Origin of the sequence: Pseudomonas sp. Irchel s3h17, from assembly GCF_900187505.1 — a bacterium.
Classification (GTDB): Bacteria; Pseudomonadota; Gammaproteobacteria; order Pseudomonadales; family Pseudomonadaceae; genus Aquipseudomonas.
Genome location: NZ_FYDL01000010.1, coordinates 146967 through 168286 on the forward strand (window position 1 = coordinate 146967; position 21320 = coordinate 168286).

A 21320-nucleotide genomic window follows, 5' to 3' on the forward strand; every position below is an offset into this window, starting at 1 on the left:
AGAAGTAGAATTTTCTCCTAATCGGATCAAGGAAATTTTGCGTGAAGACATCCCGTTTTTCGGACAGCCCAATCATTGCCATCCTCAAGCAAGCCGAGACTGGAAGCCCAGTGCCAGAGCTGTGCCGATCGAACGCCCACGGACCCTGAGCATGGTCATGGAACGCTCGTTCATCGACATGAAGCGCAAGATCTTCGGGTTATTGCATGACGAACTAGAGGAGGAGCATTGATTGAGCCCTAAGGCGCTGCCGGCAACAGGAACCGGGCGATCACCGGCAAGTGGTCGGAGATTCGCAAGGTATCGTCCTGCCTCACCATCGCCTCGACTCGTTTGAGTCGCGGGCTGTAGAACAGGTAGTCGACGGTGCGGTCCGGGCCGTTGAGGCCGGGGTCGTTGGGGTAATGGGTCAACCAGCGGACGCGATCGATGCCACTCGCCTCGTTATTGGTCGGGATCATCGGGTATTTGTCCCACAGCCCATGCAGCGGGCTGTCGGCGGAGTAGGGCGTGCGCTGCTCGGGGGGCAGGCGCTGGAATTGCCCCAGCGGGAGGAGGTTGAAGTCGCCTCCGATCAGCCATGGCGTGCCGTGTGCCTCGTACTTGTCCAGCACCTTGGCGACGGCCGCGACCTTGGCTTGCAATGTCTCGTTCGGTTCGGTGGCGCGGTCGAGGTGTGTGTTGAGGACCGCTATTTGCCCGCCGTCGCGCAGCGGCAGGTAGCTCACCAGCAAGGCATTCCTGGGCTGGAACTGGCGGCTGATGACATTCGCGGTTGCTTCAGGCAGTTGCAGGCGTTCGGCGTGTTCGATCTGGTAGCGGCTCAAGGTTGCCAGTTGCCGGCCAACGCTGCCGAAGATGTGCCGGTCGGGAACGAAGTCGGCCTTCCAGTCGAAGGCGTGGGTGCTGCAGGGGTAGAGGTCGGCGAGGCGTTCCTGGAGCAGCTTGAGCTGGTTCTGGTAGTCGCTGGCCTTGGCGCCGTCATCCAGTTCCTGCAGCAGCACCAGGTCCGGCTGCTCGTCGCGGATGACCCGCGCCACCTCATCGAGGCTGAAGGCCATGTCTTCCGGTGTCGGTTTTTCGTCACTGCCTTGGGCCAGGTCATTCCAGAACACATAACGTTTACCGGCCAGGTACTGAACGTTCCAGGTCATCACCTTCAAGGCTTGGCCGGGGACCAGGGTGGGCGCCTGGGCGCCGCAACTGACTTCCAGTGTTTCCTTGGCCTCGGGGCGCCAGGTCAGGCTGTAGAGCAACGCCAGCAGCAGGCAGGTGAGAGACAGCAGGCCCAACAGGGTGTAGCGCAGTAGACGGGTCATGGCTCGGCTTATGGCGTTACAAAGTTGATAGCGAGCATAACCGAGTGCAAGGCCTAACCCAAAGGGTAGAGCGGTCAGGCATTGCCTTCAGTGTTGTCAGGGGCTTCGCTGATCAGCATGAACAGGCGAAACAGCACCACGCTGGTGAACAGTTGCAGGAAGCTGTGGATGCTTTCCAGGAGCAGCGCAATGGCCGGGTTCTGTGACTCCGGATAGATCGACAGGCTGGCGCCCTTGAGCAGCCACAAAGGGCCCATCACGCAGAGAATGCACACCAGGATCCGCAGGAAATTACCGCGCGCCAGGCGCATGCTTTCGCGGATGGCGGCCAGTGGTTGCATATTGCGCAGTACCAACAGGTATTCGGCAAACGCCAGCATCACCATCAGCCAGATGCCCGGCAGGAAATACAGCGACAGCCCGATCAGAATCAGCAGCGTGTTGACCGCCGTCAGCAAGGCAAAGCGCGGCCACAGGCTGGCCGATGCCGCCAGCAGGTCGCGAGTGCGCGGGTTCTCGCCACGGCTGCGCGCATCGAGAAACAGGATCAGTGCGGCCGTGTAGAGCGGATACACCAGCAGCCCGACTATCACGCTGTAGCCGGGAAAGGCTTGCGGCCCCTGCGAGTGATCGACCAGTTGCTGCAGCAGGGCTTCGAACACCACCAGGGGCAAGCACAGCGGCACGATCCGGCCCAGATTGCGCTGGAAGAAATAGAAGGAGTCGCGGAGTACGTCTAACGGATTCATCGGTCGCATTCGCAGGTTGCACAATATGCAGACACTGTAACCGATGCGACTGGCACCTGGACAAAGGTAAACGTTCGGTAAAGCGCATTGAAAGCGCCGGCGACACCCCCATTACGGAGGAGCACCTTTTCCATCGGGAGAAGGGCACCGATTTCCCGGCAATCTATGAGGTCGCCATGAACAGCGAAGAACAAACCCTGATCGATGGACTGTTTTCCCGGCTGCAGCAGGCCGAAACGGACGGCGCGGCGCGCGATGCCGAGGCCGAGGCACGGATCAAGGAGCACCTGGGGCGCCAGCCGACGGCGGGTTATTTCATGACCCAGGCGATCCTGGTGCAGGAGGCCGCCCTCAACAGCCTCGATGAACAAAATAAACAACTGGCCCAACAGGTCCAGCAATTGCAGGCCCAATTGCAACAAGCCAAGGGGCAGGTGGCTGCACCGGCAGCGACCGGCGGCTTCTTGTCGAGCATCTTCGGCGGTGCCCGTGATGCCCGGCCGGTCCCAGCCCAAGGTTCGTCCGCATTCAGCGGTAATGGATGGCGTGAACCGGGGCGGCCTTCGTCCGATACACCGTCGCCTCAGCCACGTTTCGGTGGCCCGCAACAGCCCTATGCGGGCCCTGCGCAACAGGCTCCCGCCGCCAGCAGCTTTCTTGGCGGTGCCTTGAAAACCGCAGCGGGGGTGGCCGGTGGCGTGATGCTGGCGCAGGGCCTCAGCAGCCTGTTTCACAGCAACGCGCAGCCCCAGGAAGTGGTCGAAGTCATCAAGGAGGAACCGGCCCAGGTCAACGACGACAGCAACAGCGGTTGGGGAGACGACTCGCGGCTGGCGGGCAACGCTAACGACGGCAACGACCAGGGTGGTTTTACCGATGCCGACTACGGTGATGACAGTTCATCGCTGTTTGGCGACGACGATTCCTTCGTCTGAGACGCCATTCGTCCGGGGCGCGCTGGCGCCCCGGACTGATTATTCGCTGAACGTTCCTTCCGGCTGGCATACTGGGCGACTTTTCGGGCCTTGGGTCTGATCAATCGCCTGCGCTTGTGTGCGCCAAGAGGATGTGCGGTGAAAAAGATCGCAGTGTTCGCCGATGTCCAGAACCTCTACTACACCGTGCGCCAGGCTTACGGCTGTCATTTCAACTATGCCGCCCTGTGGGCTGACATCAGCAAGCAGGGGCAAATCGTCGAGGCCTACGCCTACGCCATTGACCGCGGCGACAGCAAGCAGCAGCAGTTCCAGCAGATCCTGCGCAACCTCGGTTTCACCGTGAAGCTCAAACCCTACATCCAGCGTAGCGATGGCTCGGCCAAGGGCGACTGGGACGTGGGCATCACCCTCGATATCATGGACGCCGCCGATCACGTCGACGAAGTGGTGCTGGCGTCGGGGGACGGTGATTTCGACATGCTGCTGGAGCGCATCATCAACAAACACGGGGTAGAAGCCGTTGCCTACGGTGTGCCCGGGCTCACGGCCAACTCGCTGATTCGCGCGGCCACACGCTATGTGCCGATCGAAGGCGCGTTGCTGCTTAAAAACTGATTATTGAACGCAAGGAACAGGTTTGGAACGCATAGCCGTCATCGACTTTGAAACCACCGGGATCACCCCGAGCAGCAGCTGCCGGGCCACGGAAATTGCCGTGGTGATACTTGAACAGGGGCGCATTGTCGAGCGTTACCAAAGCCTGATGAACGCGGGCGTGCGGGTCCCGGCGTTTATCGAGCAGTTGACCGGCATCAGCAATGCCATGCTGCGCACCGCGCCCAGTGCCGAGCAGGTGATGAACGAGGTCAACGAATTCGTGGGCACCACGCCACTGCTGGCGCACAACGCCGCGTTCGACCAGAAATTCTGGGACTTTGAACTGGGGCTGATCAAGCGCACCCGCTTGCAGAACTTCGCCTGCTCGCTGCTACTGGCCCGGCGCCTGATGCCGACGGCACCGAACCACAAGCTCGGCACCTTGACCACCTTCGCTCGACTGCCTCATACCGGCCAGGCTCACCGGGCCATGGCCGATGCGGAAATGGCGGCCAACCTCGCCACGTATCTGGAACAGGAGTTGCTGCAGAAGTATGGCGTGCGCGAGTTGTCCCATGATTTTCTGCGCAGTTTGCAGAAAGTCCCGGCGGCGAAAATCGACGAACACCTCAAGCGGCATCGCGGGCTCTAGCGGCAACACACGTCCACCGTGGGGGCGAGCAGGCGCGCGCTCACACGTGATTTATTTCCCGCTCCCCTCCAACTGCCCCAGCGGCACGCGCTTTTCGATGGCGCTGGACAACACAATCGAAGTCTTGCTGAACCCGAACGTGGCCACGCGGTTGATCAGCGCCTCCAGCTCCTGCATCGAACCCACGGCGGCTTGCATGATCACGCAGGGGTCACCCGTCACCCGGTGGCACTCGGTCAGCTGCGGGATCTTGATCAGGTCATCGTAGGCTTTCTGGTTGCCGTGCTGGTTCAGACGCAGTTCGATGACGCACTGGATAGGCAGCCCGAGCTTGGCCATGTCGACCTTTGCCGCGTAGCCGGTAATCACCCCGCAGGCTTCGAGCTTGGCCACGCGTTCGGCCACGGCCGGGGCGGACAGGTTTACTTTGCGCGCCAGCTCGGCGTAGGACGCACGACCGTTTTCCAACAGGGCGCTGAGCAGCATGCGGTCGAATTTGTCCATTGTGCGGATTCCTGAACATGACTGACTTTCGAAAGTACGGGTTACAGCGAAAATCTCCGTGCTTTTAAAAGTGTACTGGCCCGATAAACAGGTTTTGTAACTTATTTTCCAGTGTTGGCCTTTCTAGAATAGCGGCTCTCATTGACCTGCCTTCGAGCTGCCCATGCCTGGCCTACGTCGCTTTCCCTTACCGTTGATCGCCGCCTTTTTCGCGTTGTATGTGATTTGGGGGTCGACCTACCTGGTGATTCGCATCGGCGTGGAGTACTGGCCACCGTTGCTGCTGGCCGGTATCCGCTTTGTGATTGCCGGGACCTTGATGTACGCCTTCCTGCGTTGGAGAGGGGCGCCGGCACCGACCTGGACACAATGGAAAGCCGCCGGGATCATCGGGATTCTGCTGCTCAGCTGTGGCAATGGCGCGGTCAGCGTGGCTGAGCACATGGGCGTGGCCTCCGGGGTGGCGGCGTTGGCGGTGGCGACGGTACCGCTGTTTACCCTGCTCTGTGGTTATTTCTGGGGCGCACGTAATACCCGTCTCGAATGGGCCGGGATTGTGCTCGGCCTGGTCGGCATTGCCATGCTCAACCTGGGGTCCAACCTGCAATCGAGTCCGTTGGGCGCGGCGCTGCTGATTTTCGCCGCAGCGACCTGGGCGTTCGGTTCGGTGTGGAGCAGGCATTTGCCCTTGCCCCAGGGCGCGATGGCCAGCGCGGTAGAAATGCTGGTCGGTGGCGTGGTGTTGCTGATCGGCAGCGCGATCAGCGGTGAACGCCTGGAGAGCCTGCCGCCGATCGAAGGCTGGGCGGCGCTGGCCTACCTGACCGTGTTCGGTTCGATCATCGCATTCAATGCCTACATGTACCTGTTGAAACACGTGCGGCCGGCGGCGGCCACCAGCTATGCCTATGTCAACCCGGCAGTGGCGGTGTTGCTGGGGATCGTGTTCGTCGGCGAGACCATCGGTATCGAGGAAGCGCTGGCCATGCTGGTGATCATCAGTGCCGTGGTGCTGATCGGCTTGCCGCAGTGGCGCCGGGGTGCCGATCGACCCGCCGCTGTCACGCCGACAGAATCCCGTGTGAATTAGGGTAAACTGCGCGCCATTGCATACCCGCGCTGATTTATTCCTACGGTACTCCCATGACTTTCGCCACTCTTGGCCTGATCGAACCCTTGCTGCGCGCCCTTGAGACGCTCGGCTACCAGACCCCGACCCCGGTGCAGGCGCAAGCCATCCCGGCGGTGCTGGCCGGTCGCGACCTGATGGCCGCGGCCCAGACCGGCACCGGCAAGACCGCCGGTTTCGCCGTGCCGCTGTTGCAGTTGCTGGCCATGGAAGGGCCGAAAGTCACCAGCAACTCGGTGCGTGCGCTGATCCTGGTGCCGACCCGCGAGTTGGCCGAACAGGTCCATGAAAGCGTGCGCCAGTACGCCGAGCACCTGCCGTTGAGCACCTACGCGGTGTATGGCGGCGTCAGCATCAACCCGCAAATGATGAAGCTGCGCAAAGGCGTCGACCTGCTGGTGGCCACGCCGGGTCGCCTGCTGGACCTGTTCCGCCAGAAGGCACTGAAGTTCAATCAGCTGCAAACCCTGGTGCTGGACGAAGCCGACCGCATGCTCGACCTGGGCTTTTCCGAAGAGCTGGCGAACATTTACAAGGCGCTGCCGAAAAAGCGTCAGACCCTGCTGTTCTCCGCCACCTTCTCGGACCAGATCCGCCTGCTGGCCGGACAAATGCTCAACGATCCGCTGAGCATCGAAGTCAGCCCGCGCAACGTCGCCGCCAATACCGTCAAGCAATGGGTGGTGACGGTCGACAAGAAGCGCAAGCCGGAGCTGTTCGTTCACTTGATGCGGAAGAACAAGTGGAAGCAGGTGTTGGTGTTCGCCAAGACCCGTAATGGCGTGGACGCACTGGTGGAGAAGCTCCAGGGCCTGGGCGTGAACGCCGACGGTATCCACGGCGACAAGCCACAAGCCACTCGCCAACGTGCACTTGATCGTTTCAAGGCCAGTGAAATCCAGATACTGGTGGCCACTGATGTGGCAGCCCGTGGACTGGATATCGAGGACTTGCCGCTGGTGGTCAACTTCGACCTGCCGATCGTCGCCGAGGACTACATCCACCGTATCGGTCGTACCGGTCGTGCGGGTTCCACCGGCGAGGCCATTTCGCTGGTGTGTGCCGATGAGGTGAACCTGCTGTCGGCCATCGAGATGCTGACCCGTCAGGCCTTGACCCGCCACATGGAGCAGGACTTCGAACCGGAGCATCGGGTGCCGGACACCGATGCCAGCGGTCAGGTGATCAAGAAGCCGAAAAAGCCGAAGAAACCCAAGGCGTCGGGTGGCGGCAAACGCAACCTGGGCAAATGGGTCGACAGCGGTGAGACGGTGGCCGATGTGCCCGTCAAGCCGGTACGCAAGGTGCCGGTGTTCAACACCGGACCGCGCAAGCGTAAGCCTTGAAAGCAGCGACAGACGGCAAGCTTCAAGCGGCAAGAAAGGAGCAGGTCGTGCGCCTGCTCTAGCTTTCAGCGTGTGGCTTGCCGCCGCTCCTCAGCCATTCGACCATCCCCATCCCCGCCGCGCGCCCACTGGCGAAGCAGGCGGTCAGTAGATAGCCGCCCGTCGGCGCTTCCCAGTCGAGCATTTCCCCAGCGCAGAACACGCCGGGCAATTGCTTGAGCATCAGCTGTTCATTCATGGCCTCGAAGGTCACGCCACCGGCGCTGCTGATGGCTTCATCCAGCGGCCGGGTTCTGGCCAGTGTCAGTGGCAGGGCCTTGATGGCATTGGCCAGTGCCAGCGGGTCGGCGAAGCATTCGGCGGCGGTCAGCTCGCGCAGCAGTGCCGCCTTGACGCCGTCCAGGCCCAATTGGCTGTGCAAGTGCTTGGCCATGGAGCGTGAGCCGCGAGGCTTGTTCAATGCGGCCTGGATTTTATCCACAGGCCGGCCCGGCAGCAGGTCGAGGTGAACAGTGGCTGAACCGTATTGATTGATGGCCTCGCGAATCGGCGCCGACAGTGCATAAATCAGGCTGCCTTCAATGCCGGTGGCGGTGATCACGCATTCCCCGAGTCGCGGCGTGTCGTCGTTCAAGCCCATGGCGATATTTTTCAGCGGCGCGCCGGCGAATTTGCTGACCATCAGTTCGCTCCAGGCGTTCACTTCAAACCCGCAATTGCTCGGCTGTAGCGGCGCCAGGTCGATACCTTGTTGTTCCAGCGCCAGCATCCACGCACCGTCCGAGCCCAGGCGCGACCAGCTGCCGCCACCCAGTGCCAGCAACAGGGCATCGGCGTTGATCGTTTTCTCGCCGTCGGGGCTGTCGATGCGCAGGCTGCCATCGGCGTTCCAGCCCAGCCAGCGGTGGCGGGTGTGGATCGCCACGCCAGCATCACGCAAGCGTTTGAGCCAGGCACGCAGCAGTGGGGCGGCTTTCATGTCCGTGGGAAACACGCGGCCAGAGCTGCCGACGAACGTGTCGATGCCCAGCCCGTGAATCCATTCACACAGCGCGGGCGCACCGAACTCACGCAGCAACGGCGCGATGTGCGGGGCGCGCTCGGCGTAACGCGAAAGGAACGCCGGGTAGGCTTCGGAGTGGGTGATGTTCATGCCACCGACACCGGCCAGCAGGAACTTGCGGCCCACCGAGGGCATGCCGTCGTAGAGGTCTACCTTGACGCCCGCCTGGCTCAATACCTCGGCGGCCATCAGGCCGGCAGGGCCGCCGCCGATGATGGCGACGTGATGAGGGCGGTTGGCGGAAGGCTGGGTCATGGCGTGCGCTGCGGTTCGGCGAAAGAGGGCCGGCATTCTATCAGCACAGTAATGTCATCGTCGTGGCGGCAGTTGATCAAAAAACACTCAGCACCTTGCAGGCTATATAGGCTGTGGCCTGTAGGTACTTCCGCTCAGGTTATCCACAGGCCGTTACACAGGCATTGTGGGTAAAGCATCCACAACTCAATGACAACCTGATGACTGCCAGACCCGTTGTGCGCTGTGGTGCAGGATCCCGTGGCGTCGCGCCAGGGCTTGTCGATCCTTGCTGTAACCGCCGCCGATCACACCCATCACGGGAATATCCCGCCCCAGGCAATGGCGCAGCACGCTTTCATCACGTGCCGCGACGCCGGTATCGGTCAGTTTCAGGTAGCCCAGTGCATCGTCCTTGTGCACATCGACACCGGCGTCATACAGCACCAGGTCCGGCTGGTAGAGCGGCAGCAGGTAATTGAGCGCGTCATCGACCACCTTCAGATAGTCCGCATCGCCCATGCCCATGGGCAACGGAATGTCCCAGTCGCTTTTGGCCTTGCGTGCCGGAAAGTTCTTTTCGCAGTGCAGGGAAACCGTCACCGCATCCGGGGTATGTTCGAGAATCCGTGCAGTACCATCGCCCTGATGCACGTCGCAGTCAAAAATCAGCACCCGACCGACCCGGCCGCTTTCCAGCAGGTAATGGCTGATCACTGCCAGGTCATTGAAGATGCAGAAACCGGCGGGGTGATCGTAATGGGCGTGATGGGTGCCACCGGCCAGGTGGCAGGCCAGGCCGTGTTCCAGTGCCTGCTCGGCGGCCAGCAATGAACCGCCGACTGCCCGCACGGTGCGCCGGGCCAGCGCTTCGTTCCAGGGCAGGCCGAGGCGCCGCTGGTCTTCGCGGGACAACTCGCCGCCCATATAGCGTTCTATATAGGCAGGGTCGTGGGCCAGGGCGAGGATCTCGGGTGGGCAGATGTCGGGGCGCAGCAAGTGCCGGTCCTGGGTCAGGCCACTTTCTACCAGGTGATCGCGCAGCAACCGGAACTTGTCCATGGGGAAGCGATGTTCCGCCGGGAATTCGGGGCTGTAGTCTTCGTGGTAGATCAGCGGTAGCGACATGGCAACTTCAGGGCGTGAATGAGTGAAGGATCCTACCAGCGATGTAGACTTGTTTGCAGGGAAACGGAAGGGGGGGGAAAGATGGAGCCGATACTGCAACTGGAGAGTGCGCGACTGTTGATGCGCCAGTGGCGCGACGACGATTTGCCGGCATTCGCGGCCATGTGTGCCGATCCGCAGGTCATGCGCTATTTCCCGGCACCCTTGAGCCGGCTGGAAAGTGCGGCATTGATCGGGCGAATCCGTGGGCATTTCGCGGAGCATGGTTTCGGTTTGTGGGCACTGGAGCGCAAGGACACGGGGGCGTTCATCGGGTTTACCGGTTTGGGCGTGGTCGGGTTCGAGGCTTCCTTCACCCCCGCGACCGAAATCGGCTGGCGCCTGGCGCGCGAGCATTGGGGCCTGGGCTACGCCAGTGAGGCGGCCTGGACCGCTCTGCGCTGCGGCTTTGACCGTTTGCCCCTGGAGGAGGTGGTGGCCTTTACCACGGAGACCAATTTGCCGTCGCAGAAAGTCATGCAGGCCATTGGCATGCATCACGCCCCGGCGGGGGATTTCGACCACCCCAGGCTTGAGCCCGATCATCCGTTGCGCCGCCACGTGCTGTACCGCATCAGCCGCGAGCAATGGTTGGAAACCTTGCATGGCTAAGCTGGCCGGGATGTTTACAATGTGTCCATCAGTTGGCCCGGGCCAACGTCTGAATTGACCGACGCAGCCAAGACTGCGCGGCATTGCTCTGTGTGAGGAGAGTCTGAATGAGCCATGTGTTGGATGATCTGGTCGACTTGCTGACCCTGGAACCGATCGAAGAAAACCTGTTTCGCGGTCGTAGCCAGGACCTGGGGTTTCGTCAGCTGTTCGGCGGCCAGGTGCTGGGCCAGTCCCTTTCCGCGGCCAGTCAGACGGTCGAGGAAGCACGTCACGTGCATTCGCTGCACGGCTATTTCCTGCGCCCGGGCGATGCCGGTCTACCGGTGGTCTACCAGGTGGACCGGGTGCGTGATGGCGGCAGTTTCAGCACGCGCCGCGTGACCGCCATTCAGAAAGGCAACCCGATCTTCACCTGCAGTGCATCGTTCCAGTACGACGAAGAAGGCTTCGATCACCAGACCGCGATGCCGCAGGTGGTGGGCCCGGAAAACCTGCCCTCGGAACTGGAAATCACCCAGCAGCGCGCGCACCTGATCCCGGAGCACATGCGCGAGAAGCTGTTGTGCCCCAAGCCGATCGAAGTACGCCCGGTCACGGAACAAGACCCGTACAACCCGCAAGCGGCCGACCCGGTCAAATATGTCTGGTTCCGCGCCGATGGCACCTTGGCCGATTCGCCGGCCCTGCACAAATATCTGCTGGCCTATGCCTCGGACTTCGGATTGCTGACCACGTCGATGTTGCCGCACGGCAAGTCGGTCTGGCAGAAAGACATGCAGGTCGCCAGCCTGGATCACGCCCTGTGGTTCCACGCCGACCTGCGCGCCGATGACTGGCTGCTCTATGCCATGGACAGCCCATGGGCCGGCAACTCGCGTGGTTTCTCCCGTGGCAGCGTGTACAACCGCGCGGGCAAGCTCGTGGCGTCGGTGACCCAGGAAGGCCTGATTCGTCATCGCAAGGATTGGGCATGAGCCTGTCCTGCGTGCAGCACTGGGTGTTCGACATGGACGGCACCCTGACGGTTGCCGTGCATGACTTTGCCGCGATTCGCCAGGCCCTGGCGATTCCTGCCGACCACGACATCCTGACCCACCTCGCCGCGCTGCCGGCCGATGAGGCGGCTGCCAAGCATGCCTGGTTGCTGGAACACGAGCGGGATCTGGCGCTGGGCTCAAAGCCGGCCCCCGGGGCGGTCGAGCTGGTGCGGGAGCTGGCGGGGCGCGGTTATCGCCTGGGGATCCTGACGCGTAATGCGCGGGAACTGGCCCATGTCACGCTGGAGGCGATTGGCCTGGCTGACTGCTTTGCCGTCGAGGACGTGCTAGGCCGTGACGAGGCCCCCCCAAAGCCCCATCCCGGTGGCTTGCTGAAGCTGGCCGAGGCCTGGGATGTCGCACCGAGCGAGATGGTGATGGTGGGGGACTACCGTTTCGACCTGGATTGCGGTCGCGCCGCGGGCACGCGAACGGTGCTGGTGAATCTGCCGGACAATCCGTGGCCCGAGTTGACGGACTGGCATGCGTCCGATTGTGTGGCGTTGCGGCAGATGCTGTTCATCTGAGGGGCAGACCCTCCAACACCACACTGTTCACCCGCGAAACACCTCCGGCGACCCATCGGGCGAAGGGGCTTCTCCGCCCTGGGTGTATGCCGTCAGAGGCTCTTCGAGGCGAAGGTGTCGCATTGGCCGATCTGGCCTTGGGCGAAACCGGTCTTGAACCAGCGTACCCGCTGAGCTGAAGATCCATGGGTGAAGGAGTCGGGCACGACGCGGCCCTGACCTTGCTGCTGCAAGCGGTCGTCACCAATGGCGTTGGCGGCGTTCAGGGCTTCTTCGATATCCCCGGGTTCCAGCCAGTTCAACCGTTGTTGGGCGTTGTGGGCCCAGACCCCCGCCAGGCAGTCGGCCTGCAACTCCTGGCGTACCAGCAAGCCACCGTCGCCTTCCATACGCTGACCCTGCTGGCGAGCCGCCTGGATCTTGGCGGAAACGCCGAGCAGGGTTTGTACGTGGTGACCGACTTCGTGGGCGATGACATACGCCTGGGCAAAATCACCGGCGGCGCCAAAGCGCTGAGACATCTCCTGGAAGAAACTCATGTCCAGATACACCCGCTGATCGGCCGGGCAATAGAACGGACCGGTTGCCGATGACGCGCCACCGCAGGCCGAGTTGACCCGGCCGCTGAACAGCATCAACTTGGGGGCTGCATACTGACGCCCGGCCTGCTGAAAGATCTGCCCCCAGGTGTCTTCAGTGTCGCCGAGGATCCGGGCCACGAACTCTGCCTGTTCGTCATTGGCCGGCGGCGTCTTGCGGGTTTGCGTGGTGGCCGGGGCCGACTGCTGATCCATCTGTCCGACCAGTTGGCCAAGAATCTGCAACGGATCCTGCCCGGTAATCCAGCCGATGCCCACGATCAACAGGATGGCCGTCAGGCTCAACCCCTTGCCACCACCAAAACGCATCCCACCGCCACCACCGCCAGCATCCTCTGCGCGTGAATCGACCACGTTGTCACTGCGGCGGCCTTTTTTCCATAGCATGTGGGAATCCTCTGTTTGAGCGTGGTGATGAGTGTTGATGCTGAGCGCAGTCGACGCCAGTCCGGTCGTCAGACGAAAGGCATATGCTACTCGACGGTTGACGTTGCCGGGCTACAGTTGCGTGGCGCTGAAGGTGTCGCACTGCTCGACCCGGCCCTCGTCGAAGCCGGCCTGGAACCAGCGAGCGCGCTGTGCCGACGTGCCGTGAGTGAAGGTCTCAGGCATCACGCGGGCCGTTTGGTTCCCCCGTCGGTAATCGTCTCCGAACACCGCGGCCGCCTGCAAGGCGCCTTCCAGATCGCCAGGCTCCAGCCAGTTCAGGCGCTGTTGCGCATGGTGCGCCCAGACCCCCGCCAGGCAATCGGCTTGCAACTCCGAGCGGACCTCGAGCCCATCGTCGCCGGCCGTGGGTCGGCCTGCTTTCAGTGCGTCCTCAAAGGGCAGGGATAGGCCCAGCTGGATTTGCACATGGTGGCCGATTTCATGGGCAATCACGTAGGCCCGGGCCAAATCGCCTTCCACCGAAAACCGTTGTGACATCTGCCGGAAAAACCCCAGGTCGAGATAAAGCTGCTGGTTTTCCGAGCAATAGAATGGCCCGATGGCCGAGGACGCATACCCGCAGGCTGATGCCACGCCCTGCTCGAAAAGGGTCAGCACGGGTTCCGGGTACTGACGTTCGAGCGAGCGAAACACCTGCGTCCAGGTGTCTTCGGTATCCCCGAGCACGGCCCGGACAAACGCCAGTTCTGTGTCCTCGTTCAATGCCGTGATGGTGCCGGGAGGCAGTGGGTCAATGCTGTCGTCAATTTCCAGCGGTGGTGTCGGTCGGGCCAGCGCGAACACACCCGCCAATGCGGCCGCGCCGAGTGTGACGCCGAGTGTCTTGCCGGTGGTGAAGCGCTTGGTCGTGTGCTTGCGAGTGTCTTTCACATTGTCGCTGGGACGGGCTTTGTTCCATAGCATGTTGACGTTCCTTGTGGGTTGAGCGGCATTCATTGCCTCCTGCATGGATACCAGTTGTAGCGAATCGCTTGGGCGAAAATGTGTAAAAGCGCATTAATGCTGCCGCCCACGATGGCGAAGTCACGCAGCGGTGCCGCTCGCCAGGCCAAGTTGTAGGAAAATCGTAAGCGTGGCAGCACGTGGCGGTGACGGAGCTTCCTTCACTGCATCGTGCGGCCCATAATCGCCAGTCTGTGCAGTGATGGCCATGAGCCCGGAATGAGAATGACCACAGACCTCACCGTAGCGCCCGACCTGTCCGTGGTCGAGCCGCGCAAGAGTCGCAAGAACAACCCGGAAAAAACCCGCGAGAATATTCTTCAAGAAGCCATTGTCGAGTTCGTTCAGCAGGGGTTGTCCGGCGCGCGCGTGGACGCCATCGCCGAGCGAATTCACACCTCAAAACGCATGATCTATTACTACTTCGGGAGCAAGGAGCAGCTCTACGTTGAAGTGCTGGAGAAGCTGTACGGCGATATCCGCCGCACCGAAAGCCGCCTGCACCTGGCCGAGCTTGCCCCGCGCGACGCGATCCGGCGGCTGGTGGAGTTCACCTTCGATCACCATGACCGCAATGTCGACTTTGTGCGCATCGTCTGCATCGAGAACATTCACAACGCCGAGTACGTGAAGCAGTCCCAGGTGATCAAGGCGATGAACACCACTATCCTCGATTCGCTGGGCGTGATTTTGCGTCGCGGTGCTGAAGAGGGCGTGTTTCGCAGCGGGTTGAATGCGTTGGACGTTCACTTGCTGATCAGTTCGTTCTGTTTCTACCGGGTATCGAACCGCCATACCTTCGGCGAGCTTTTCCAGGTCGACCTGCCCAATGAAGCCATCAAGCAGCGTCATCGGGAAATGATCTGCGAATCGGTCCTGCGCTATTTGCAGGCCTGACCCGTGGCGAGGGGCTGGTCCCCTCGCCATGCTTGCCTGCGCTGGGGTTTACCCCGTCATACCGTGAAAGTGCGCGAGCATGCGCTGCGTGTCCGGCACGACGCCGCTGAACAACTCAAAGGCCTTCACTGCTTGAAATACCGCCATGTTGCCGCCATCGAGTGTCCGGCACCCCAGGCTGCGGGCGGTGCGTAGCAGTTCCGTTTCCAGTGGAAAGTAAACAATCTCCGCGACCCACAAGGGCGTGCGCAACAGTGCCGCCGGCACCGGCATGCCAGGCAGCTTGGCCATGCCCATTGGGGTGGTGTTCACCAGGCCATCGGCTTGTGCCATTGCGCTTGGCAGGTCATGACCGGCGCAGGCCCGGTCCCTGCCGAAATGTTGATTGAGGTTTTGCGCCAGGCTGCGCGCGCGATCTTGGTCCACGTCGAAAATACTCAGCTGGCGGACGCCTTCACTCAGCAGGGCATGAGCCACTGCGGCCCCGGCGCCACCAGCCCCCATTTGCACCACGCGCTCGCGAGCCACGCCTTCCAGGCCCCGGCGAAAACCTTCGGCAAACCCCAGGCAGTCGGTGTTGTGGCCGATACGCTTGCCATCCTTGAGCACCACGGTGTTCACCGCTCCGATGCCCTGGGCTTCGGGCGAGAGTTCGTCGAGCAGCGGGATGATGGCTTGCTTGCACGGAAACGTGATGTTCAAACCAGTGAAGTTCATGCGCTCAGCGGCCATCAGCAGATCCGGCAGGGCCGAGCTGTCGAGGTGCAACTGATCGAGGTCGATCAACCGATAGACGTAGCGCATGCCCTGGGCATCGCCTTCGTGCTCGTGCAGCGCGGGCGTTCGGGAGGCCTGGATGCCGGCGCCTATCAGCCCGGCGAGTACGCCTGTGTTCTGTGTCATGTCGATTACCCCTGCAAGCGCTGACTGAAGTGCTCCAGTGCCAGACGATAGCCGTGGCTGCCAAACCCGCACAGCACGGCGGTCGCAATGGCGGAAACAAAAGAGTGATGACGAAAGGGCTCTCGCGCATGGACGTTGGACAAATGCACTTCGATCACCGGTAGCTCGCTGGCGATCAGGGCATCGCGGATCGCCACCGAGGTGTGCGTCCAGGCGGCCGGGTTGATCACGATCCCGGCGCAACGACCACGGGCCGAGTGAATCCAGTCCAGCAACTCGCCTTCATGGTTGGTCTGGCGAAACTCCACTTTCAGGCCGAACTCCTCGGCGGCGCGACCACACAGGGCCGAGATATCGGCCAGGGTTTCGTGACCATAAGTCGCCGGCTCACGAGTGCCGAGCAGGTTCAGGTTAGGGCCGTTCAGCACCAGGATGATCGGGGGCATGGGGGTATCTCCATTGTTATTGTTGGCATCGGTCAGTGGTGGACCGGCCTGTGGAGATAAAATGTACCGTTTGGTTAATTTTTACAATTGACGTTCAGCGGTAGGACTTGTTCGCTCGCAATATGTGTTCGCTGATCGGACAGGTCGCTGCGGTGTTGGCTGTTGGCGGGTGGGTAAAGAAAGGATTTCTTACCCATTACCTCGGTAAATGGCAGGTGTCCGGTGTTTTCCAGAACTAGCCTGAGAGGCAGTTGCCGATGGCCGACCGTCGGATTCTCAATGGAATGTCAGGTCTCCCGACCTCAACAACCTAACGGATGGGTTAGCATGAAAGTATGCAGCTACAAAGGGCTTTCGCTGGTGATCATGTTGCGTGACGAGCACTGTCCACCGCACGTGCATGTCGACGCGGGTACATGGAGTGCACGATTCATCTTCTGCTTTTGGCATGACGGCGTGGAGTTGTGGGATGTCATTCCACTATCACGCCGTCCACCATTGGCGGTCCTGGAGGGGCTACGACTGGCACTCAAGCAGCCCGCGCACTTGCGCCGTGCCCGGAGCATCTGGTGGCTGAAGTTGCAAACAACCTGCCTGGGCAATCAGTTATGGGATTGGCAGGCGAATGAGGTGGTGCTGATGAACAGGGACACCAGCGTGATTTACCGGATTGCTACGGCTCATTATGCGGTCAAGGACAATAAAACCTTGATGCAGCTGATAGGCGCACCTGAATGTGTGGAGATAGCACTATGAGAACGATACAGGCAAAGACCCAACCCGATCGGCCGCTGACAGAGGCCGCTCTGGATGATGCCATTGAGCGGGGTGTGACGCATCGTAGCGGGGTGAACGCCATTGCGGTGAGTGTCGACGGGGTGAGTCTGTCGATTGGCTTCACGGATGGCAGCGCGGTGTTGTTGCCCGTGAAGAACTACCCGGAGTTCGATGGCTTTGATGCCACTGATTTTGAGCAATTGAAGGTGGGTTTTGCAGGTGCTGCGCTCTGCCATGAAGGCAGGGACCTGCAGATATCCATTGTCGGGATGATCCTGGCAAGCAAACCGTTGATGGACCTGGCGGCCACGGCGATTGCAAGCCGCAACGGTCGCCAGAGCAGTGTCGCCAAGGCTCAGGCTGCCCGCGCCAACGGCAGGAAGGGCGGTCGCCCGCGAAAAGTCGATAGTGCATTGTGATCACCGACAAAAAAGCCGTCATCAAGACGGCTGTTTTGTGAGGGGCAAACTCAATCAGCGGCGGGTCAGCAAGACCCCGGATTCCATGTGGTGGGTCCATGGGAACTGATCGAATATTGCACAGCGGGTGATGCGGTGAGTGTCGTGCAATTGGGCGATGTTGGCGGCCAACGTTTCCGGGTTGCACGAGATGTACAGGATGTTCTCGAAGCGTCGGGTCAGCTCGCAGGTGTCCGGGTCCATGCCAGCGCGCGGCGGGTCGACGAACACGCTGCCGAACGCGTAGCTCTTCAGGTCAATGCCGTGGAGGCGACGGAACGGTCGCACTTCATTCAGGGCTTCGGTCAGCTCCTCGGCAGACAAACGTACCAGCGTGACGTTATCCACAGCGTTTTCGCTGAGGTTGCTGAGCGCGGCATTCACCGAGGTCTTGCTGATTTCGGTGGCCAGTACCTTGCGCACGCGGGTGGCCAGGGGCAGGGTGAAGTTGCCATTGCCGCAGTACAGCTCCAGCAAATCATCAGCGCGCGGGCCCAAGGCATCGTACGCCCAGTTGAGCATCTTCTGGTTCACCGTGCCGTTCGGTTGGGTGAACGCACCTTCCGGTTGGCGATAGCTGAAGGTGCGACCGCCGACTTCCAGTTGTTCCACCACGTAATCATGGCCGATCACTTCGCGCTTGCCCTTGGAGCGACCGATCACGCTGACGTTGAGGTCCGTGGCCAGTTTGCTGGCCGCCGCGTGCCAGTGCTCGTCCAGCGGGCGGTGATAACACAGGGTGATCATCGCGTCGCCCGCCAGGGTGGTCAGGAACTCCACCTGGAACAGCTTGTGGCTCAGGGCCGCGCTGGCTTGCCAGGCGGCCTTGAGCTGCGGCATCAACTCGTTGATGCGCAGGCTGGCGATCGGGAACGCTTCGATCAGGATCGGCGTGCGTTTGTCTTCCTGGGAAAACATCGCGTAGTGCCGCTCGCCGGCTTCGCGCCACAGGCGGAACTCGGCACGCAGGCGAAAGTTGGCCAGCGGCGAGTCGAACACTGCAGGTTCTGGTGCATCGAATGGCGCCAGCAGGTCACGCAAACGCGTGACCTTGTCCTGGAGCTGAGCGGCGTAGGCCTGGGAATCGAATGTCATGCGTTGAACCAACCCAACTTGATCACAAACAGAATCGACAGAATCACCAGTGCCGAGTTCAGCTCACGGCCACGGCCGGAGAGCAGCTTGATCGCGGTCCAGGAGATAAAGCCGAACGCAATGCCGTTGGCAATGGAGTAGGTGAACGGCATCGCCAGGGCGGTAATGACCACCGGTGCGGCAACGGTAATGTCGTCCCAGTCTATTTCCGCCAGGCCCGAGGTCATCAGTACGGCGACGAACAGCAGGGCCGGTGCCGTGGCGAAGGCTGGCACGCTGCTGGCCAGTGGGGCAAAGAACAGGGCCAGCAGGAACAGGATGGCAACCACGATGGCCGTCAGGCCGGTACGGCCGCCGGCGCTGACACCCGCTGCCGATTCGATGTAACTGGTGGTGGTCGATGTGCCCAGCAGGGAACCGGCCATGGCGGCGGTACTGTCGGCGATCAGTGCACGGCCCATTTTCGGCATGTGGCCGTCCTTGCCCATCAGGCCGGCGCGCTTGGCGACACCGATCAGGGTGCCGGAGTTATCGAACAGGTCGACGAACAGGAAGGCGAAAATTACGCTGACAAGGCCAATGTCCAGTGCGCCCATGATGTCCAGTTGCAGGAAGGTCGGCGCCAGCGAAGGCGGCATCGACATCACGCCACCGAACGGGGTGAAGCCCAGGGCAATGGAGGCGATGGTGACGGTCAGGATGCCGATCAGCACCGCGCCGCGCACTTTCAGTGCCTCAAGGGCGACGATCATGGCAAAGCCCAGGGTCGCCAGGATCGGTGCCGGTTGCTTCAGGTCACCCAGGCCAACCATGGTGGCCGGGTTGCTGACCACGATGCCGGCGTTGTGCAGGGCGATCAGGGCCAGGAACAGGCCGATACCGGCGGCAATCGCCGAGCGCAGTGGCAGCGGGATGCTGTTGATGATCCATTCACGGATGCGGAAGATCGACAACAGGAAGAACAGCACCGCGGAAATGAACACCGCCCCCAATGCCACTTGCCAGGTGTGGCCCATGTGCAGCACGACGGTGTAGGTGAAGAACGCGTTCAGCCCCATGCCCGGTGCCAGCGCAATCGGGTAGTTGGCGATCAGGCCCATGACCGTGGAGCCGATGGCGGCTGCCAGGCAGGTCGCGACAAACACCGCGCCCTTGTCCATGCCGGTCTCGCCGAGAATGCTCGGGTTGACGAACAGGATGTAGGCCATGGCCAGGAAGGTCGTGATACCGGCAAGAATCTCGGTACGCACGTTGGTGTTGTGTGCCTTGAGTTGAAACAGCCTTTCCAGCATCTCTGCTCCCCGTGGCGCGTCTTGCGCCGTGAATGTATCGACCTGAACAGCAAAGCACAGGCCACTCAAGGCGCCTGAAAATTTTGTGTCGGTCGGAAAAAGCCGCGCATCATACCAGCAGCGTGGGGCAATGGCTGCTTAATGGCAGCGCTCGTCGTCGAAGTTTTGCCGTCAGGGGGAGTGGGGCATACTGCGCGCTGGCTTCGGGAGTGGTTATGTCGTCTATCAAGAGCAAGGTCGTTCGGGTATTTGGTGTGTTTGGCGCCTTGTTGCTGGGAACACAAGCCGCCACGGCGGCGTCGGCACCACCGCTGACCGAAATCAAGGTGCTCAAGGTCCAGTCGCAGTCCTGTGGCCTTGAAGACATTGCCGAGGGGCAGGCGCAGACGAAGTGCGATCACCAGGGGCCCAACATCAAGCTGTATGTACTGGAAGTCGGGTATGGTCGCTCGCCCCAGGCCGGGCTGGATGGCGCTGACATCGACGGCGTACGTACCCGGGTGTGTGCCTACGATAATGGCAACCTGACCGAGTGCTCCGGCATGGTCAGCAAGATCGTCGGCTACCTGTACATTTTTGACCTGGCTGGCAAGCAGCGAGGTACGTTCACCTTCCGCAATACCTCGATCAATGCCCCGGGCCAGAGCCTGTCGACCCAGCTGTACATCAAATAGGGAGCAGCGGGTCAGGACATTGACCGAACAGCGGTCGACAAAGCTGACTACGCTTTAAAGATCACCCTGTGGATGCAGATCATGACCTTTAGAGCCCTGATTACCCTTGCCGAAGGCATCGACGACCTGCAAACCGTCACCCTGATTGATGTGTTGCGCCGGGCGAAAGTCGAAGTGGTGGTGGCCAGCATCGAGGCACGGCGCATGCTGACCTGTGCCCGAGGTACTCGCCTGACCGCCGACGCAATGTTGGTGGATGTGCTGGCACAACCGTTCGACCTGATTGTCCTGCCCGGCGGTGCCGTGGGTGCCCAGCACCTGGCGGCCCATCAACCCTTGCTACAACTGCTCCAGGACCAGTCCGCCGCCGGGCGCTGGTTCGCCGCGATTGCCGAGTCGCCTGCATTGGCTTTGCAGGCCTTTGGCGTACTGAGGCAGCGGCGCATGACCTGTCTCCCCTCCGTCAGCCAGCAGTTGTCCGGCTGTACCTTCATTGATCAACCGGTGGTGGTCGATGGCAACTGCATCACGGCCCAGGGTTCAAGCGCGGCCCTGGCGTTTGCCTTGATGCTGGTCGAGCAGGTGTGCGGCAAGAGTGTCAGGGCGAAGGTGGCAGGGGACTTGCTGGCTTGACCGATACCGTTGGGGCTCTGGGGCGGGCATTGGCTGGCGGATTCGAACGGGAGGGCACCGAGGCGATCATCAAGTTGTAACTAATGGTTGCGGTGATCGACCTGAAGCCCGTTTGTCGTCGAAAAGACGGCACTGAGGCAACCTGTCACGCGTCAAAAGACCACACACGCCAGCCGCGAAAATGGGACTACTCTTTCATCGTTACTTGATCCAGATCAAAGCCCTTGGCGGAATTGTTCTGACGGCCAGATGGCCAGACTCCCTGCGTTGTGATGCG

General features: G+C 61.5%; 24 protein-coding genes and 1 pseudogene. 14 read left to right on the forward strand and 11 right to left on the reverse strand.

What is annotated here, in order from left to right; all coding sequences use genetic code 11:
• Window positions 1–121: 121 nt before the first annotated feature.
• A pseudogene (locus CKW25_RS16395) lies at window positions 122–232 on the forward strand (ABC transporter ATP-binding protein); the annotation flags it as partial.
• 7 nt (window positions 233–239) lie between these two features.
• Here the strand turns inward: CKW25_RS16395 and CKW25_RS16400 are convergent.
• Window positions 240–1319 (reverse strand): endonuclease/exonuclease/phosphatase family protein, encoded by a 1080-nt coding sequence (locus CKW25_RS16400; RefSeq protein WP_095080655.1) that lies wholly within the window; start codon window positions 1317–1319, stop codon window positions 240–242.
• Window positions 1320–1393: 74 nt separating this feature from the next.
• The gene (locus tag CKW25_RS16405) at window positions 1394–2068 is read right to left on the reverse strand and encodes a YciC family protein (protein ID WP_095080656.1); all 675 of its coding nucleotides are present in this window, start codon (window positions 2066–2068) and stop codon (window positions 1394–1396) included.
• A 176-nt stretch (window positions 2069–2244) separates the two neighbouring features.
• Here CKW25_RS16405 and CKW25_RS16410 point away from each other — a divergent pair, with 176 nt between their 5' ends.
• The 3 genes from CKW25_RS16410 (at window position 2245) to CKW25_RS16420 (ending at window position 4255) form a co-directional block, all read left to right on the forward strand.
• Complete coding sequence (locus CKW25_RS16410) at window positions 2245–3003, forward strand: DUF2076 domain-containing protein (protein WP_095080657.1); 759 nt, start codon at window positions 2245–2247, stop codon at window positions 3001–3003.
• A 138-nt stretch (window positions 3004–3141) separates the two neighbouring features.
• Window positions 3142–3621 (forward strand): NYN domain-containing protein, encoded by a 480-nt coding sequence (locus tag CKW25_RS16415; RefSeq protein WP_095080658.1) that lies wholly within the window; start codon window positions 3142–3144, stop codon window positions 3619–3621.
• A 22-nt stretch (window positions 3622–3643) separates the two neighbouring features.
• On the forward strand, window positions 3644–4255 hold the full coding sequence (locus CKW25_RS16420) for a PolC-type DNA polymerase III (RefSeq protein WP_095080659.1): 612 nt from the start codon (window positions 3644–3646) through the stop codon (window positions 4253–4255).
• Between the two features lie 51 nt (window positions 4256–4306).
• Here the strand turns inward: CKW25_RS16420 and CKW25_RS16425 are convergent, their stop codons facing one another.
• Complete coding sequence (locus CKW25_RS16425; RefSeq protein ID WP_095080660.1) at window positions 4307–4759, reverse strand: Lrp/AsnC family transcriptional regulator; 453 nt, start codon at window positions 4757–4759, stop codon at window positions 4307–4309.
• 163 nt (window positions 4760–4922) lie between these two features.
• Between CKW25_RS16425 and yedA the strand changes: the two genes are divergently transcribed.
• Both yedA and CKW25_RS16435 read left to right on the forward strand, forming a co-directional pair.
• Window positions 4923–5849 (forward strand): drug/metabolite exporter YedA, encoded by a 927-nt coding sequence (yedA, locus tag CKW25_RS16430; protein ID WP_095080661.1) that lies wholly within the window; start codon window positions 4923–4925, stop codon window positions 5847–5849.
• Between the two features lie 53 nt (window positions 5850–5902).
• Entirely contained in the window at window positions 5903–7234 is a 1332-nt protein-coding gene (locus tag CKW25_RS16435) for a DEAD/DEAH box helicase (protein ID WP_095080662.1), read from the forward strand.
• A gap of 58 nt (window positions 7235–7292) precedes the next feature.
• On the opposite strand, the gene CKW25_RS16440 is transcribed toward CKW25_RS16435, so the two are convergent.
• Both CKW25_RS16440 and CKW25_RS16445 read right to left on the reverse strand, forming a co-directional pair.
• On the reverse strand, window positions 7293–8552 hold the full coding sequence (locus CKW25_RS16440; protein ID WP_173919074.1) for a TIGR03862 family flavoprotein: 1260 nt from the start codon (window positions 8550–8552) through the stop codon (window positions 7293–7295).
• A gap of 186 nt (window positions 8553–8738) precedes the next feature.
• Window positions 8739–9659: a histone deacetylase gene (locus CKW25_RS16445; protein ID WP_095080665.1), complete on the reverse strand. Its 921-nt coding sequence runs from the start codon at window positions 9657–9659 to the stop codon at window positions 8739–8741.
• Between the two features lie 81 nt (window positions 9660–9740).
• Between CKW25_RS16445 and CKW25_RS16450 the strand changes: the two genes are divergently transcribed.
• From CKW25_RS16450 to CKW25_RS16460, 3 genes are all read left to right on the forward strand, one after another.
• Window positions 9741–10310, forward strand: a complete 570-nt coding sequence (locus tag CKW25_RS16450) for a GNAT family N-acetyltransferase (protein WP_095080667.1) — start codon at window positions 9741–9743, stop codon at window positions 10308–10310.
• 107 nt (window positions 10311–10417) lie between these two features.
• Window positions 10418–11287: an acyl-CoA thioesterase II gene (gene tesB / locus CKW25_RS16455; protein WP_095080668.1), complete on the forward strand. Its 870-nt coding sequence runs from the start codon at window positions 10418–10420 to the stop codon at window positions 11285–11287.
• Window positions 11284–11877: an HAD family hydrolase gene (locus CKW25_RS16460; protein WP_095080670.1), complete on the forward strand. Its 594-nt coding sequence runs from the start codon at window positions 11284–11286 to the stop codon at window positions 11875–11877. The genes tesB and CKW25_RS16460 overlap by 4 nt, the downstream gene beginning before the upstream one ends.
• Before the next feature lie 92 nt (window positions 11878–11969).
• On the opposite strand, the gene CKW25_RS16465 is transcribed toward CKW25_RS16460, so the two are convergent.
• A complete protein-coding gene (locus CKW25_RS16465) occupies window positions 11970–12863 on the reverse strand; it encodes a neutral zinc metallopeptidase (RefSeq protein ID WP_095080671.1) in 894 nt (297 codons plus the stop codon).
• A gap of 111 nt (window positions 12864–12974) precedes the next feature.
• On the reverse strand, window positions 12975–13829 hold the full coding sequence (locus CKW25_RS16470; RefSeq protein ID WP_095080672.1) for a neutral zinc metallopeptidase: 855 nt from the start codon (window positions 13827–13829) through the stop codon (window positions 12975–12977).
• Between the two features lie 258 nt (window positions 13830–14087).
• Between CKW25_RS16470 and CKW25_RS16475 the strand changes: the two genes are divergently transcribed.
• Window positions 14088–14765, forward strand: a complete 678-nt coding sequence (locus CKW25_RS16475; RefSeq protein ID WP_095080673.1) for a TetR family transcriptional regulator — start codon at window positions 14088–14090, stop codon at window positions 14763–14765.
• Between the two features lie 48 nt (window positions 14766–14813).
• Here the strand turns inward: CKW25_RS16475 and CKW25_RS16480 are convergent, their stop codons facing one another.
• Together CKW25_RS16480 and aroQ are read right to left on the reverse strand one after the other, a co-directional pair.
• Window positions 14814–15668, reverse strand: a complete 855-nt coding sequence (locus tag CKW25_RS16480; protein WP_095080674.1) for a shikimate dehydrogenase — start codon at window positions 15666–15668, stop codon at window positions 14814–14816.
• Window positions 15669–15673: 5 nt separating this feature from the next.
• Complete coding sequence (gene aroQ, locus CKW25_RS16485) at window positions 15674–16114, reverse strand: type II 3-dehydroquinate dehydratase (protein WP_095080675.1); 441 nt, start codon at window positions 16112–16114, stop codon at window positions 15674–15676.
• Window positions 16115–16441: 327 nt separating this feature from the next.
• Between aroQ and CKW25_RS16490 the strand changes: the two genes are divergently transcribed.
• Window positions 16442–16870, forward strand: coding sequence for a DUF4160 domain-containing protein (locus CKW25_RS16490; protein WP_095080676.1), 429 nt, complete (start codon window positions 16442–16444; stop codon window positions 16868–16870).
• Complete coding sequence (locus tag CKW25_RS16495; protein ID WP_095080677.1) at window positions 16867–17310, forward strand: DUF2442 domain-containing protein; 444 nt, start codon at window positions 16867–16869, stop codon at window positions 17308–17310. Before CKW25_RS16490 ends, CKW25_RS16495 begins: the two co-directional genes overlap by 4 nt.
• 54 nt (window positions 17311–17364) lie before the next feature.
• On the opposite strand, the gene trmA is transcribed toward CKW25_RS16495, so the two are convergent.
• On the reverse strand, window positions 17365–18444 hold the full coding sequence (gene trmA / locus CKW25_RS16500) for a tRNA (uridine(54)-C5)-methyltransferase TrmA (protein ID WP_095080678.1): 1080 nt from the start codon (window positions 18442–18444) through the stop codon (window positions 17365–17367).
• On the reverse strand, window positions 18441–19736 hold the full coding sequence (locus CKW25_RS16505) for an NCS2 family permease (protein ID WP_095080679.1): 1296 nt from the start codon (window positions 19734–19736) through the stop codon (window positions 18441–18443). Before CKW25_RS16505 ends, trmA begins: the two co-directional genes overlap by 4 nt.
• Before the next feature lie 215 nt (window positions 19737–19951).
• On the opposite strand from CKW25_RS16505, the gene CKW25_RS16510 reads away from it, so the two are divergent.
• Window positions 19952–20410: a DUF4879 domain-containing protein gene (locus CKW25_RS16510; protein ID WP_095080681.1), complete on the forward strand. Its 459-nt coding sequence runs from the start codon at window positions 19952–19954 to the stop codon at window positions 20408–20410.
• Window positions 20411–20491: 81 nt separating this feature from the next.
• On the forward strand, window positions 20492–21043 hold the full coding sequence (locus CKW25_RS16515; protein WP_095080881.1) for a DJ-1 family glyoxalase III: 552 nt from the start codon (window positions 20492–20494) through the stop codon (window positions 21041–21043).
• The last annotated feature ends 277 nt before the right edge of the window (window positions 21044–21320 follow it).

Coding starts and splice junctions, on each gene's coding strand:
- CKW25_RS16440 (WP_173919074.1), bottom strand. CDS start 8,552: ATGACCCAGCCTTCCGCCAACCGCCCTCATCACGTCGCCATCATCGGC.
- tesB (WP_095080668.1), top strand. CDS start 10,418: ATGAGCCATGTGTTGGATGATCTGGTCGACTTGCTGACCCTGGAACCG.
- CKW25_RS16515 (WP_095080881.1), top strand. CDS start 20,492: ATGACCTTTAGAGCCCTGATTACCCTTGCCGAAGGCATCGACGACCTG.
- CKW25_RS16480 (WP_095080674.1), bottom strand. CDS start 15,668: ATGACACAGAACACAGGCGTACTCGCCGGGCTGATAGGCGCCGGCATC.
- CKW25_RS16475 (WP_095080673.1), top strand. CDS start 14,088: ATGAGAATGACCACAGACCTCACCGTAGCGCCCGACCTGTCCGTGGTC.
- CKW25_RS16450 (WP_095080667.1), top strand. CDS start 9,741: ATGGAGCCGATACTGCAACTGGAGAGTGCGCGACTGTTGATGCGCCAG.
- yedA (WP_095080661.1), top strand. CDS start 4,923: ATGCCTGGCCTACGTCGCTTTCCCTTACCGTTGATCGCCGCCTTTTTC.
- trmA (WP_095080678.1), bottom strand. CDS start 18,444: ATGACATTCGATTCCCAGGCCTACGCCGCTCAGCTCCAGGACAAGGTC.
- CKW25_RS16425 (WP_095080660.1), bottom strand. CDS start 4,759: ATGGACAAATTCGACCGCATGCTGCTCAGCGCCCTGTTGGAAAACGGT.
- CKW25_RS16460 (WP_095080670.1), top strand. CDS start 11,284: ATGAGCCTGTCCTGCGTGCAGCACTGGGTGTTCGACATGGACGGCACC.
- CKW25_RS16445 (WP_095080665.1), bottom strand. CDS start 9,659: ATGTCGCTACCGCTGATCTACCACGAAGACTACAGCCCCGAATTCCCG.
- CKW25_RS16495 (WP_095080677.1), top strand. CDS start 16,867: ATGAGAACGATACAGGCAAAGACCCAACCCGATCGGCCGCTGACAGAG.
- CKW25_RS16435 (WP_095080662.1), top strand. CDS start 5,903: ATGACTTTCGCCACTCTTGGCCTGATCGAACCCTTGCTGCGCGCCCTT.
- CKW25_RS16490 (WP_095080676.1), top strand. CDS start 16,442: ATGAAAGTATGCAGCTACAAAGGGCTTTCGCTGGTGATCATGTTGCGT.
- CKW25_RS16465 (WP_095080671.1), bottom strand. CDS start 12,863: ATGCTATGGAAAAAAGGCCGCCGCAGTGACAACGTGGTCGATTCACGC.
- CKW25_RS16470 (WP_095080672.1), bottom strand. CDS start 13,829: ATGCTATGGAACAAAGCCCGTCCCAGCGACAATGTGAAAGACACTCGC.
- CKW25_RS16410 (WP_095080657.1), top strand. CDS start 2,245: ATGAACAGCGAAGAACAAACCCTGATCGATGGACTGTTTTCCCGGCTG.
- CKW25_RS16405 (WP_095080656.1), bottom strand. CDS start 2,068: ATGAATCCGTTAGACGTACTCCGCGACTCCTTCTATTTCTTCCAGCGC.
- CKW25_RS16400 (WP_095080655.1), bottom strand. CDS start 1,319: ATGACCCGTCTACTGCGCTACACCCTGTTGGGCCTGCTGTCTCTCACC.
- aroQ (WP_095080675.1), bottom strand. CDS start 16,114: ATGCCCCCGATCATCCTGGTGCTGAACGGCCCTAACCTGAACCTGCTC.
- CKW25_RS16510 (WP_095080681.1), top strand. CDS start 19,952: ATGTCGTCTATCAAGAGCAAGGTCGTTCGGGTATTTGGTGTGTTTGGC.
- CKW25_RS16505 (WP_095080679.1), bottom strand. CDS start 19,736: ATGCTGGAAAGGCTGTTTCAACTCAAGGCACACAACACCAACGTGCGT.